Annotated in this window: 11 protein-coding genes; 6 read left to right on the top strand and 5 right to left on the bottom strand. The window is 74.1% G+C overall.

All coding sequences use genetic code 11. The annotated features are described in order from the left end of the window. Positions 1–39 precede the first annotated feature (39 nt). The 4 genes from Q6350_RS05325 to Q6350_RS05310 all read right to left on the bottom strand — a co-directional run bounded on the left by Q6350_RS05325 (position 40) and on the right by Q6350_RS05310 (position 3227). Entirely contained in the window at positions 40–849 is an 810-nt protein-coding gene (locus Q6350_RS05325) for a type II CAAX prenyl endopeptidase Rce1 family protein (RefSeq protein ID WP_305065668.1), read from the bottom strand. 32 nt (positions 850–881) lie between these two features. Further along, positions 882–1535: a heme oxygenase (biliverdin-producing) gene (locus tag Q6350_RS05320; protein ID WP_305065666.1), complete on the bottom strand. Its 654-nt coding sequence runs from the start codon at positions 1533–1535 to the stop codon at positions 882–884. Between the two features lie 61 nt (positions 1536–1596). After that, a complete protein-coding gene (locus Q6350_RS05315) occupies positions 1597–2775 on the bottom strand; it encodes an RNA polymerase sigma factor (protein WP_305065664.1) in 1179 nt (392 codons plus the stop codon). Between the two features lie 38 nt (positions 2776–2813). Continuing rightward, the gene (locus tag Q6350_RS05310) at positions 2814–3227 is read right to left on the bottom strand and encodes a YciI family protein (protein ID WP_305065662.1); all 414 of its coding nucleotides are present in this window, start codon (positions 3225–3227) and stop codon (positions 2814–2816) included. A gap of 218 nt (positions 3228–3445) precedes the next feature. Between Q6350_RS05310 and Q6350_RS05305 the strand changes: the two genes are divergently transcribed. The 5 genes from Q6350_RS05305 (at position 3446) to Q6350_RS05285 (ending at position 10137) form a co-directional block, all read left to right on the top strand. After that, entirely contained in the window at positions 3446–3625 is a 180-nt protein-coding gene (locus Q6350_RS05305) for a hypothetical protein (protein WP_305065660.1), read from the top strand. A gap of 62 nt (positions 3626–3687) precedes the next feature. Continuing rightward, on the top strand, positions 3688–6633 hold the full coding sequence (locus Q6350_RS05300; RefSeq protein ID WP_305065658.1) for an AAA family ATPase: 2946 nt from the start codon (positions 3688–3690) through the stop codon (positions 6631–6633). Between the two features lie 28 nt (positions 6634–6661). Continuing rightward, positions 6662–7237, top strand: coding sequence for a DinB family protein (locus tag Q6350_RS05295; RefSeq protein WP_305065746.1), 576 nt, complete (start codon positions 6662–6664; stop codon positions 7235–7237). 19 nt (positions 7238–7256) lie between these two features. Then, a complete protein-coding gene (gene rlmC / locus Q6350_RS05290) occupies positions 7257–8510 on the top strand; it encodes a 23S rRNA (uracil(747)-C(5))-methyltransferase RlmC (RefSeq protein WP_305065656.1) in 1254 nt (417 codons plus the stop codon). Positions 8511–8640: 130 nt separating this feature from the next. Beyond that, on the top strand, positions 8641–10137 hold the full coding sequence (locus Q6350_RS05285) for a M20/M25/M40 family metallo-hydrolase (protein ID WP_305065654.1): 1497 nt from the start codon (positions 8641–8643) through the stop codon (positions 10135–10137). A 62-nt stretch (positions 10138–10199) separates the two neighbouring features. Here the strand turns inward: Q6350_RS05285 and Q6350_RS05280 are convergent, their stop codons facing one another. Then, entirely contained in the window at positions 10200–11489 is a 1290-nt protein-coding gene (locus Q6350_RS05280) for a zf-HC2 domain-containing protein (protein WP_305065652.1), read from the bottom strand. A gap of 132 nt (positions 11490–11621) precedes the next feature. Here Q6350_RS05280 and Q6350_RS05275 point away from each other — a divergent pair, with 132 nt between their 5' ends. Beyond that, entirely contained in the window at positions 11622–12713 is a 1092-nt protein-coding gene (locus Q6350_RS05275; RefSeq protein WP_305065651.1) for an aromatic acid exporter family protein, read from the top strand. The last annotated feature ends 3 nt before the right edge of the window (positions 12714–12716 follow it).

Below are 12716 nucleotides of genomic sequence, written 5' to 3'. Positions count from 1 at the left end.
CCGGTCGAACCAGGCGATCTCCGTCGGGTTCGTGGCGGGTCAGGGAGCCGTCACGAAGATGTCGAACAGCTCCGGGTGGTGGCCGTGGACCAGCACCGCGAAGACGACCGCGTCGAAGAGCAGGTGCACGGTGACCACGTACGGCAACGACTTGTACCGGGCGAAGATCCAGCCCTGCACCAGCGCGAACGGGATCGTCAGCAGCGGCCCCCACTCGCGGTAGCCGAGCTCCCACAGGAACGACACGAACACCGTGGCCTGGAGCAGGTTGGCCGCCTGCAGCGGGAAGTGACGGCGCAGCAGCGCGAACACCGTGCAGATGAAGAACAGCTCGTCCCAGATGCCGACCGCGTTGACGCCGACGAACAGCCTCCCGATCGCACCGTCCTCCTCGAGCGGCGGCCAGTTCAGGTACGCCCCGGAGGACAGGAAGTACCAGGGCAGCACGAGGTAGCCGACGACGACCACGACCACCAGGTACAGCCACTGCCCGCGGGTCCACCGGCGCCCGGTGAGGACGGGGAACTGCACCGCCCCCTTGCCGTCGTCGTCGCGGAACACGTAGCGGGACAGCGCCCAGGGCACCAGGACCGCCAGCGACAGCGCGACCGTGAACCGGGCCATGCCGGCGTCGGACAGGTCCGCCTGCAACGAGATCGACGAGACGATCGTCATGCCGAGCGCGATGAGCGCCAGGTCCCGCCCGAGGAGGCGGTCGACCACGAACCCGAGGACGACCCCGGCCAGCAGCGGCACGTAGCCGAGCGGGCGCACATGCACGGCGAACAGGAGCACCGCGGCACCGCACACGAGCACGGCAGCGCTGTAGCGGGCGAGGACGACGGCCATGCCGGGCACCCTAACGGTGCGGACGGGCGACGTCAGGGCGCCGGGTGCGCGTCGCCGAGCTCGACGAACACGGCGCGGTTGAGGCGGAACGCCTCCTGGGCCTCCGCGACGGCCGTCGCCGTCTCGTCAGGGGTCAGCGCGAGGTCGTCGAGCCGGGCCCGGTACAGGTCCTTGAACGGCTTGAGCCGCGGGATCGCGGGGAAGTCGTAGAACTCCAGGCCGTCGGCCCCCATGCCGTAGTGGCGCTGCATCATCCGCTGCACGATCTGCCCGCCCGAGAGGTCGCCCAGGTAGCGGGTGTAGGCGTGGGCGGCGTACTCCGGCACCCGGGTCCCGACGTCGTGCAGCCGGGCGACGTAGGTCGCGGTGGCCGGCAGCACCCGGATCTCGTCCCGCCAGGCCGGTCCGCGCAGGAACGCCAGGTCGCGTTCGATGGCCGGGACGCGCCTCAGCTCGTCGAACACCAGGCCCGTGCCGCGCCGATCCTGGCGCACGGTCTCGCCCACCTGCTCCAGGGCGGTGTACACGGCGTGCTGCTGGGCGGCCAGGTCGGCGTAGGCGTCCACGTCGAGCCGACCACCCAGGAGCAGGGAGACGAAGCCTTCGCTCTCGGCCCGCTCGTGCTCCTCGCGCGTGCCGTCGCGCAGCAGGGCGGAGAGGGTGCGCTCCGGGGCGACGACGGGCATGGGACCTCCACCGGGACGGATGGTGACGACGTGTCGGGACCCCTCCACGATAGCGCAGCACTTAGGTATACCTATCCTCCACCGGCGGCGCGACCGCGCGGTCCTCGGGGGCGTTCCGCAACGCTGCTGCCCGACGCAGCAGGTGGTGCCGCTCCGGCACGGACGTGGCCGTCCCGGCAGCCCGTGCGTACAGGTCCGCCGCCAGCACCCGCGCACCGGCGAGCTCGTGCAGGTACGCCTCGACGGCGACCCGTCGTGGCACGTCCGGGGCGACGGCGTCGAGAGCCCGGAGCCCGGCGGGTGGACCGTCGGCGTGCCCGACGGCGACCGCCCGGTTGAGGCGCACCACCGGGGAGTCCGCGAGCGCCACGAGCTCGTCGTACCACTCGAGGATCTGCATCCAGTCGGTCTCCGCGGCGGTCGCCGCGTCGTCGTGCAGCGCCTGGATGGCCGCCTGCACCTGGTACTCCCCCAGGCGGTCCCGGGCGAGCGCGGCCTGCAGCAGCCGCACCCCCTCGGCGATCGCCGCGGTGTCCCAGGCCGAGCGGTCCTGCTCGGCGAGCGGCACCAGCTCGCCACGCCGCGTCCACCGGGCCGCGCGACGCGCGTCGGTGAGCAGCATGAGGGCGAGCAGGCCGGCGACCTCCGGGTCGGCCGTGGCGACGGCGAGCTGCCGCGTCAGCCGGACGGCCTCCCTGGCCAGGTCCACCTCGCCCGTGTGCCCCTCGGTGAACATCACGTACAGCACGCGCAGGACGTTCTGTACATCACCTGGCCGGTCGAACGCCTCGCCGGCGACGGTGCGCTTCGCACGGCTGATCCGCTGGGCCATCGTGGCTTCCGGGACCATGTACGCCCGCGCCACCTGCGCCGTCGTCAGCCCGCCGACCGCGCGCAGCGTCAGCGCCACGGCCGAGGCCGGGCTCAGCGACGGGTGGCAGCACCGGCTCAGCAGCAGCAGCGTGTCGTCGTCCTGCTCGGTCGGGCCCTGTCCCGGGGCGGCCGTCACCTGCTCCTCGCGCCGTCGTCGGGCCTCGTCCGCGCGCCGGGCGTCGAGGAACCGGCGCCAGGCCACGGTGACGAGCCAGGCGCGCGGGTCGGCCGGGAGGTCGGCGGGCCAGCGACGTGCGGCCTCGACCAGCGCCTCCTGGACGCTGTCCTCCGCGGTGGCGAAGTCCGCGCCGCGCCGCACGAGCGCGCCGAGGACCGGCGGGCCGAGCTCGCGCAGGAGCCCGGCCACGTCCGTCCGGTCCGCGGCCGCTCCGTCGCCCGGGCCGGTCACTCCGCCCCGGCCGGCGCGTCCTGCAGTAACGGGCGCACCTCGATCCACTCCTCCAGCGGCAGCCCACCGGGTCCGGGCGCCGACGACAGGAACGCCGCCGCCTCGTGCGCCCGCTCGGTCGAGTCGACGTCGATGATCATCCACCCGGCGATCACGTCCTTGGTCTCGGCGAACGGTCCGTCGGTGACGGGCGGGCGCCCCTCGCCGTCGAACCGCACGAACGTGCCCTCCGGGGACAGCGCCTGGGCGTCGACGAACTCACCACGCTCGGTGAGGACGTCGATGACGTGGTCCATGAACGCGATGTGGTCGGACACCTCCTGCGGCGTCCAGCGGTCCATCGGCTGCACCGCGTTCGGCCGCTGCTCCGGGCCGCCGCGGTAGTGCTTGAGCATCAGGTACTTCGTCATGGTCGTCTCCTTCGTCAGGGGTCCTTCGTCGATCGTGCCGACACCCGGGGGACGGAGCCACCGGACGGTTCTCGACATCCCCGGGTACCTCAGGCGGTGAGGCGGGACGTCTGAGGTGCCCGGAGAGCGGCAGGACCGGTCGTTCGGACGATCCGCCCCCGGGCACCTCAGGGGCACCGTCGGGGGTGTCAGGACGACGCACGACGAGGAGCGAGATCATGTCCCAGCTGTTCGGTCCGGCCCTGGAGGCCGAGCTCGCCTACCGGCGCGAACGCGCCGCGCAGGCCTACCACGCCCCGACCTGGTGGGATCGGTGGCGCACCCGGCGGGCCACCCGGGGCCCTGAGGCACGACCGGTCCGGGTCCGTGCCGGGGCACACCACCACCAGCCGGCGTGACCGCGGCAGGGCCGGGGGCCGTCGACGACCATGTCCGAGATGTCGGGGGCGGGTGGGACGATATGGAGGTGAGGCGCTCGTCGCAGGTTCCTCTGGTCGGCCGGGAGTCACAGGTCGCCGGGTTCCGCCGTGCCTACGACCGCGCGGCCGTCGGACGGCCGGGCGTGCTGGTCGTCTCCGGCGATGCCGGCGTCGGCAAGACGCGCCTGGTCACGGACCTCGCCGCGACGGCGGACCGTGCCGGTGGGCACGTGGTGGTGGCGCACTGCGTCGACCTCGGCGAGATCGGCATCCCCTACCTGCCCTTCACCGAGGCGCTCGGCCTGCTCCGGGCCCCCGCCGCGTCCGACGACGACGTGGCCGGCCGCGTGGCGCGGCTGATCGCCGGGCGGCCCGCGCTGGCCCGCCTGCTCGGGCCCGGTGACGACGAGCCGCCGTTGTCCGGTCGCGACGACCAGGCCGAGCGGCTCCCGCTGCTGGACGGGATCGCGAGCGCGCTCGCGATCGCCGGCCGCCCGGGCGCACCGCTGGTGCTGGTCGTCGAGGACCTGCACTGGGCCGACCCCTCCACGCGGGACGTGCTCCGGTTCCTCGTCGCCCGGATGCGGACCGAGCACCTGCTGCTCGTGCTCACCTACCGCAGCGACGACGTCGACCGCCGGCACCCGTTGCGCCCGCTGCTCGCCGAGCTGCACCGCATGCAGCCGGTCGAGCACGTCGAGCTCGACCCGTTCACCCCCGACGAGCTGCGGACCTTCACCACCGCCGTGCACGGCGAGCCGCTGCCCGAGGCAGACTTCGCCGAGGTGCTGCGCCGGTCGGAGGGCAACGCGTTCTTCGCCGAGGAGCTGCTCGCCGCGGACGCGTCGCCCGGCACCCTGCCGTGGACCCTCGCCGACATGCTGCACGCCCGGATGCAGCACCTCGACCCCACCGTGCAGCAGCTCGTGCGTCTCGCCTCGGTCGCCGGTCGCCAGGTCCGCGAAGACCTGCTGCTGGCGGTGGCGGCGCGCACCCCCGGGCTCGACGGGCCCGGCGCGGCCACGGCCGCGCTGCGCGACGCCGTCGCCCGGCAGGTGCTCACGGTCGAGGGCGTCCACGTCACCTTCCGTCACGCCCTGCTGGCCGAGGCGCTGGCCCTCGACCTGCTGCCGGGCGAACGGGCCACGACCCATCGCACCTACCTCGCCACCCTGTCCGAGCGGCCCGACCTGGGGTCGGCCGCCGAACGGGCCCACCACGCCCGGCAGGGGCACGACCTGCCGACCGCGCTGGCGGCGTCCGCGGAGGCGGCCGACCGGGCCCGCGAGCTGCTGGCCCCCGGCGAGCAGCTGCGGCACCTGGAGAACGTCCTGTCGTTGTGGGAGTCCGTGCCGGACGCCGCCGGGCTGATCGGGGCGGACCGCGTCGACGTGGCGCTGGAGGCGGCCGGGGCCGCCTCGCGCGACGGGCGGCCGACACGCGCCGTCCAGCTGGCCGAGGGCGCCGTGACCTCCCTCGACGACAGCCCGCGACGGCAGGCCGCGCTGCGCCACGTCGTCGCCCGCTACCAGCTGGAGCTCGACGACCTCGACGAGGCCGCCCGGCAGACCGACCTGGCCCTGACGGCGCTCGGGGCGGAGCCGACGGCGGAGCTCGCCGCCACCCTCGCCACCCGGGGCCGCATCGAGCTCAACCGGGACGAGGACGACGTCGCACGGGAGTTCCTGGAACGTGCCGTGGCGGTCGCCCGCGCCGTCGACGACCCGGTGCCGGAGACCGACGCGCTGACGTCGCTCGCCGTCCTGGAGGTCGGCGATCCCGACGAGGCGGCGCGGCTGCTCGAGGCGGCACGGGACCGCGCCGTCGCGGCGGGCAGCCTGAGCACCGAGCTGCGCTGCTGGTTCAACCTCGTCTCGACCCGGTACTACGCGGGCCAGCTGGACGCCGCCGAGGACGTGCTGCGCGCCGGGCTGGCCCGCGCCCGGGAGACCGCCACGGATCGCGGATCCTACGGCCTGGCGATGCGGGAGCTCGCCGAGCTGCTGCGCTACGTGCGCGGCGACCTGAGGGCGGGCGAGAGCGGACCGGGCCCGGGGGCGGCTCCGACCGTGGCAGCCGCCGGGCTGTACGCGGCGGTCGCCCGCGGCGACGCGGACGCCCTCGACCGGGCCGCCGCGCTGCGCCAGGACGGTGAGATCGACGGGTTCGTCCTGCTGATCGCCGGTGGCTGCGGCGTCGACGCCCTGACCTGGGCCGGGAGGTACGACGAGGCGGTGGAGCTGGCCGGCGACGTCGCCGAGCGGCTCGGCACCGTGTGGAGCATGTACTTCCTCGGCCGGATCTGGATCTCCGCGCTCGCGCTGGCGGCCCTGGCCGGCGCGGCGGAGGAGGCCACGGCCGGTCGGGGCGACGCGGCACAGGCCGAGCGCCGGCGGCGCGGCGACGAGCTGCGCACGATCGCCCGGCGGACGGCCGAGCGGGGCAGACCGCGCGGGGGCGTCCTCGGCCCCGAGGGGCGGGCGTGGCTGCAGCGGGCGGAGGCCGAGCACGCCCGGCTGGTGGCGGCCACGGGCGGCGACCCCGCCGACCCGGAGGTCTGGGAGGCCACCGTGCAGGAGTTCTCCTACGGCTACCGCTACGAGGTGGCCCGCTCGCGGCTGCGCTGGGCCCAGGCGCTCTTCGCCGCCGGTGAGCGCGACACCGCGGAGCTGGAGACCGCCGAGGCCCTGCACGAGGCGGAGGCCATGGGTGCGGTGCCGCTCGTCGAGGCGACCCGCGCGTGGGCCCGACGCGCACGGGTGGCCCTGCCCGGCGTGCGACGCCAGACCGGGCTGCTGACCGACCGGGAGGAGGAGGTCCTCGCGCTGGTCGCCGAGGGGCTGTCCAACCGCCTCATCGGCGAACGCCTCTACATCACCACCAAGACGGTCAGCGTGCACGTCTCCAACATCCTGGCCAAGCTCGGGGCGTCGCGTCGCGCCGAGGCCGTCGCGGTCGCCACGCGCCGCGGTCTGCTCACCCTCTGACCGCCGGAAGGACACCGCCGTGACCACGATGGACACCCGGGAGATGCTGCTCCACTACCTGCACGACGCGCGCGAGGCCCTGGTGTGGAAGACCGAAGGACTCTCCGAGCGGGAGCTCCGGATGCCACGCACCACCACGGGCACCAACCTGCTCGGGCTGGTCAAGCACGCGGCCAGCACGGAGGTCGGCTATTTCGGGGAGGTCTTCGGGCGGCCGTGGCCGACGCCGGACGAGATCGCGTGGACCACCCGCTTCGACACCGAGCCCAACGGGGACTTCTTCGCGACCACCGACGAGTCGGCGGAGCAGATCCTCGACCTCTACCGCCGCGTCGCGGCCTTCGCCGACGAGACCATCGAGTCGCTGCCGCTCGACGCCCCGGGGCACGTGCCCTGGTGGGGCGACCGTGGCGGCGTCACGCTCGAGCGGGTCGTCGTGCACGTGCTCGCCGACCTGCAACGGCACGCCGGCCACGCCGACATCCTCCGTGAGGGCATCGACGGCGCCGTCGGGCTGCTCCCCCGGAGCACGAACATCCCCGACGTCGACCAGGCGGCGTACGTCGCCCGGCTGCGCGCGATCGCGGAGCAGTTCCCCGCCTGAACCGGGCGACAATGGGTCGGTGCAGTGCCCCCACTACGACGCCGGCCGGTGCCGGTCGTGCACCCTCATCGAGATCCCGCGCCCCGAGCAGGTCCGCGACAAGGAGTCGCACGTGCGCGAGCTGCTCGCGGGGTACGACGACGTCACCTGGCTGCCGCCCGTCGTCGGCCCGGAGAGCGGGTTCCGCAACAAGGCGAAGATGGTGGTCACCGGCACCGTCGACGACCCGGTGCTGGGGATCGTAGGACCCCCCGGACCGTACGCCGGGCAGAGCGTCGACCTCACCGACTGCGGCCTCTACCCCGCCGCGCTCCAGGCCTCCTTCGGCCCCCTCGCCGCACTCGTCACGCGGGCCCGGATCCAGCCGTACGACCTGTCGCCGCCCGACGCCGGCGCCGACGGCGCCGCGCGCCGGCGACGGGTCACCCCCCGGGACGCCGCCCGGCGTGGCGAGCTCAAGCACGTGCTGGTCACCCTGTCGCCCGACGGCGAGCTCATGGTGCGGCTCGTGCTGCGCTCCACCGAGGCGGTGGACCGGATCCGCAAGCACCTGCCGTGGCTGCACGAGCAGCTCCCCGGGCTGGCGGTCCTGAGCGTCAACGTCCAGCCCGCGCACGCCGCCGTGCTCGAGGGCGACGAGGAGATCGTGCTCACCGAGCGCTCGACGCTGCCGATGCGCGTGGACGGGATCACCCTGCACCTGCGACCGCAGAGCTTCTTCCAGACGAACACGGGCGTCGCGGCGGCCCTGTACCGGCAGGCACGCGCCTGGGTCGACGAGATCGGGCCGACGTCCCTGTGGGACCTGTACTGCGGGGTCGGCGGCTTCGCGCTGCACGTCGCCGCGCCGGGTCGGACCGTCACCGGCATCGAGATCTCCGCGGAGGCCGTCGCCTCGGCGACCACGACGGCGACCGAGCTCGCGACCCTGCCTCCCGACGCGGTCGTCGGCGACCACGACGCGGCCTGGTGGCGGGACGCCGTGCGGGACGTGCGGTTCGTCGCCGGCGATGCGACGGACTTCGCGCTCGGCACCGGGAACGACCCGCAGCTGGTCGTGGTGAACCCGCCGCGGCGCGGCATCGGCGCCGACCTGGCCCGCCGCCTCGAGGATGCGGCGGTGCGGCACGTCCTGTACTCGAGCTGCCGCGCGAGCACGCTCGCCCGCGACCTGGCCGAGATGCCGTCGCTGCGGCCGCGGCGGGCGGTGCTGCTGGACATGTTCCCCCAGACCTCCCACTTCGAGGTGATGGTCCTGCTCGAGCGGATCTGAGCGCGTGTCGGTAGTGACGTAGATCACCCTGAGGCTCTAGTGTCGCGGGCAACCGCACCCGCATCCGCGCGTCGTGCACGGGTGGACAGGGGGCCGACCGGCCCCGGGTGCTCGACCTGGAGGTTGATTCGTGCGCAACAAGCTCCTCACGCCAACCGTCGCGTCCGTGGCCCTGACCGGGCTCCTCGGCGCGGCGCTCCTGGCGCCGCCCGCCACCGCTGCACCCCCCGAGATCCCGGGCCGCGACCTGGCCAAGAAGGTCACCGGCGAACGGGTCTGGGACCACCTGGAGGCCTTCCAGGAGATCGCCGACGAGAACGGTGGCAACCGCGCCATGGGCACCCCCGGCTACGAGGCGTCCGGCGCCTACGTCGAGTCGGTGCTGCAGAAGGCCGGCTACGAGACCGAACGGCAGTACTTCGAGGTCGAGCAGTTCAGCGTCCTCGACCTCACCGTCGAGGTGCCGGGCGTCGAGCTCGAGCCCCGTCCGATGAGCTACTCCACCTCGACCCCGGACGACGGCGTCACGGGGATGCTGGTGGAGCCGTCGGTCGTCACCGGCTGCGCGGCCGGCGACTGGGGCGGCATCGACGCCACGGGCATGATCGCCCTCGTCTCGCGCGGCGGCTGCACGTTCGCCGCCAAGTCGCTCAACGCGGCCGCGGCGGGTGCCGAGGCCGTCATCATCTACAACAACGCCGCGGGCGCCCTCAACGGCACCCTCGGCGGCCCGGACGCGAACTTCGCACCGACCGTCGGCGTCACGCAGGCCGAGGGCGACCTCATCCTGCAGGCGTGGGAGGCGAACCCGGACCTCGAGGTGCTCTTCGACCTGCAGACCTCGCTCGAGACCAAGGAGACCTTCAACGTCCTCGCCGAGACGCGCACGGGCCGTGACGACAACGTCGTCATGCTCGGCGCCCACCTCGACAGCGTGGACGAGGGCGCCGGCATCAACGACAACGGCTCCGGCTCCGCGGCGATCCTCGAGACCGCCGTCCAGCTCTCCAAGGGCGGCCCGCTGAACAACAAGGTCCGCTTCGCCTGGTGGGGCGCCGAGGAGCTCGGCCTGCTCGGCTCGTGGCACTACATCGAGGACCTCTACGTCAACAGCCCGGAGGAGCTCGAGGACATCTCGGCCTACCTCAACTTCGACATGATCGGCTCGCCGAACTACACGATCGGCGTGTACGACGCGAACGAGTCGACGTTCGAGGCCCCGGTGACCGTGCCGGACGGGTCGGTCGCGGTGGAGTCGATCTTCACCGACTACTTCGACGGTATCGACCAGCCGTGGGTCGACTCCCCGTTCTCGGGCCGTTCCGACTACCAGGCGTTCATCGAGGTCGGCATCCCCGCCTCGGGCCTGTTCACCGGCGCGGACGGCGTCAAGACCGAGGAAGAGGTCGACATGTTCGGCGGGACGGCCGGCATCCTGCTCGACCCGAACTACCACACCCCCGCCGACGACATCGACAACGTGTCGATGGAGGCCCTCGACATCATGTCGCGGGCGATCGGTCACGCAGCCCAGCAGCTGGCGTGGAGCACGGAGGACGTCAACGGTGAGGTGGGCGGCGGCCCGGGCAACGCCCCCGAGCCGCCCGGCAAGGGCCTGCGCCGCTGAGCGCAGCGACGACACCACGGACCGGGGCGGTCCCGCATCACGCGGGGCCGCCCCGGTCCGCATCAGTCCACGGGCACGAGGAGGGCGCCCGGTGCGGACCCGCCCGGCCCGGTGACCCGCACGTCCAGGACACCCGTCGAGGACCCGCGGGTCGACACCGACCAGGAGCCGTCCGCGGCGCGCTGGACCCGCACGTTGCCGTCACGCGGTGAGACGTCGACGATCTGGCCGCCTCCCGTGGGGACCACCTGGGACGTCCCGCGTCCCGAGACGTCGAGGGCCACCGTGGTGGTGACGGGCTCGGAGGCCGGAACCGGGGCCGACGGCGACGACGCGGACCGGGTCGGTTCCGGGGACGGTGCGGACGTCGTCCCGGGCGACGATCCGCGAGGCGGCGTCGAGGCGGGCGGCACCGACGCGGACGACTCCTGCGACGTCGGCTCGTCGCCCGGGGAGGACGTCGAGGCGGAGGGCGTGGGGTCCGGGTCGGGCACCGGACCCGACGAGGCCGACGACGACGGCGACGGCGAGGAGGTCGGCGACACGCCGGGCGACTGCGCCGAGGCGGAGGGGTCCGGCGACAGCAGCATCGTGACCTGGGGTGCCGGCGCCGAGGAGGAGCTCTCCATCGCCGCCGGGACCGGCAACGACGTCCCGTCGAGCGCACCGCCGCCGTCGAGCAGGGTCCCCGCCGCGATCGCGACCGCGACGACGCCGACCGCCGCGGCGACCGCCACCGTGCGCCCGACCGCGGCCGGTACCGGCCCGGGGAGGAGCCCGCGGCGCGGGCCGGGGGTGAGCGGGGCACCCAGCACGGCCGGCAACGACCGCACGGTGGGGACCGGCGCACCGCGCAGCGCGGGCGCGACGTCCTGCAGCGCCCAGGCCACCCCGCGGACCTCGACGAAGGCGCGCAGGCAGCCGCTGCAGCCGAACAGGTGGTCCTCGAGGAGCTGACGACGTCCGCCACCGAGCCGGTGCCCGACGTAGCCGGGCAGGGCGTGGCGCGTCTCCACGCACGCGCGGCGCGACCCGCCGCGGGCGTGCGCTGCCGCCAGCGCCCGGGCGAACCGGTCCTCGGCGTGCCCCAACCGACGTGATGCCGACCGACCGGGGATCCCGAGCTCACGGGCCACGACCTCGAGCCGTCGGCCCGCGACGTACCGGTCCCCGAGCAGCCGCTGGTCGTCGTGCGACAGGGTCGCCAGCGCCGTCCGGACGACGTCCGGGTCGACGGTGCCGGCGGCGCCCGGGCCGTCGTCGTGGCCGGCCGCGGCCGCCGCGGCGCGCAGCTGCCGCGCCCGCTCGACGGCGCCCGACGACCGCTCGACGGCGTTCTTCCTCGCGCTCACGCGCCCTCTCCCCCTGCCGGTCGCCCCGGCGCCCGACATCCGCGCACGTCAGGGACATGATGGCAGCGCAGCACCAGGTGCTGGCAAGCCCGTGCACAGGAATTCCGGCCCGGGATCGGTTTGACTGGATCCATGCCCAGCCACGAGAAGACCCGCCCCTGGTCGCGCGTCAGCGACTGGCTCACGTCGCCCGCGAACCAGACCGACGTCCTGCAGCTCGTCAAGACGGCGTTCGCCGCGACCGCCGCCTGGGGTCTCGCCGAGTTCGCCTTCGGGCTCGAACAGGCGTTCCTGGCACCCTGGGTCGCCCTGCTCACGGTGCACCCCACCGTGGACCGCACGCTGCGACGCGGCGCGCAGACCGTGCTCGCCGTCGCCGCCGGCATCCTCATCTCCCTCGTCGTCGTCTCCGCCTTCGAGGCGACCGCGTGGTCGCTGGGCCTGGCGCTGCTGGTGGGCCTCGGCCTGAGCCGTCTGCCCTGGCTGAGGGACGAGGGCATGTACGTCGCGACCACCGTGCTGTTCGTCATCACCACGGGGTACAACCTGTCCGAGCAACGAGCGATCGCCCTGCTCCCGGACCGGTTGATCGACACCGCCATCGGTGTCGCCGTCGCGCTGCTGGTCAACCTCATCGTGTTCCCGCCGCTCAACGACTCCAGCGCGCAGCGGCAGATCGACGACGCCGACGAGCGCCTCGGGCAGCTGTTGCAGGACATGGCCGTGCAGATGGACCGGTCCTGGGACTCCCAGGAGGAGGAGGACTGGATCGAGCGCACCCGCTCCGTCCAGCGCGACGTCGACCACGCGTGGACGCTCGTGCGGCACGCGCGCGAGGCCGGCCGGTGGAACCCCCGCCGACGGGTGCATCCCGGGGAGGAGATCGGCACCTACCCGGAGGTGCTCCTGCGGCTGGAGGAGGGTGTGGCACAGACCCAGAGCATCGCGCGGCAGGTGCGCGACTCGAGCCGCGAGGCGCACGACTGGGACCCGCGGTTCCGCGACCGGTACATCGACCTGCTCAGCCAGACCGGCCGGGGGGTCGCCGACCCCGACGTCGACGTCGCACCGTTGCGCCGGGACGTCCAGCAGCTGGCCGACGACCTGTCCGACGAGGACCTGTCCGGCCGCTACTGGCCGCTGTACGGAGCGCTGATCGCCAACCTCCTGGCGATCATCGACGTCGTCGACGACGTCGCCACCGCCCGGCCCGTGCGGACCTGAGCC

Source organism: Isoptericola sp. b515 (assembly GCF_030588125.1).
Classification (GTDB): domain Bacteria; phylum Actinomycetota; class Actinomycetes; order Actinomycetales; family Cellulomonadaceae; genus Isoptericola; species Isoptericola sediminis.
This window is presented reverse-complemented; position numbering and strand designations above follow the sequence as displayed.

Excerpts from the sequence above, each read along its gene's own strand:
- Q6350_RS05300 (WP_305065658.1), top strand. The coding sequence starts at position 3,688 with ATGGAGGTGAGGCGCTCGTCGCAGGTTCCTCTGGTCGGCCGGGAGTCA.
- Q6350_RS05305 (WP_305065660.1), top strand. The coding sequence starts at position 3,446 with ATGTCCCAGCTGTTCGGTCCGGCCCTGGAGGCCGAGCTCGCCTACCGG.
- Q6350_RS05310 (WP_305065662.1), bottom strand. The coding sequence starts at position 3,227 with ATGACGAAGTACCTGATGCTCAAGCACTACCGCGGCGGCCCGGAGCAG.
- Q6350_RS05275 (WP_305065651.1), top strand. The coding sequence starts at position 11,622 with ATGCCCAGCCACGAGAAGACCCGCCCCTGGTCGCGCGTCAGCGACTGG.
- Q6350_RS05295 (WP_305065746.1), top strand. The coding sequence starts at position 6,662 with ATGGACACCCGGGAGATGCTGCTCCACTACCTGCACGACGCGCGCGAG.
- Q6350_RS05320 (WP_305065666.1), bottom strand. The coding sequence starts at position 1,535 with ATGCCCGTCGTCGCCCCGGAGCGCACCCTCTCCGCCCTGCTGCGCGAC.
- Q6350_RS05325 (WP_305065668.1), bottom strand. The coding sequence starts at position 849 with ATGGCCGTCGTCCTCGCCCGCTACAGCGCTGCCGTGCTCGTGTGCGGT.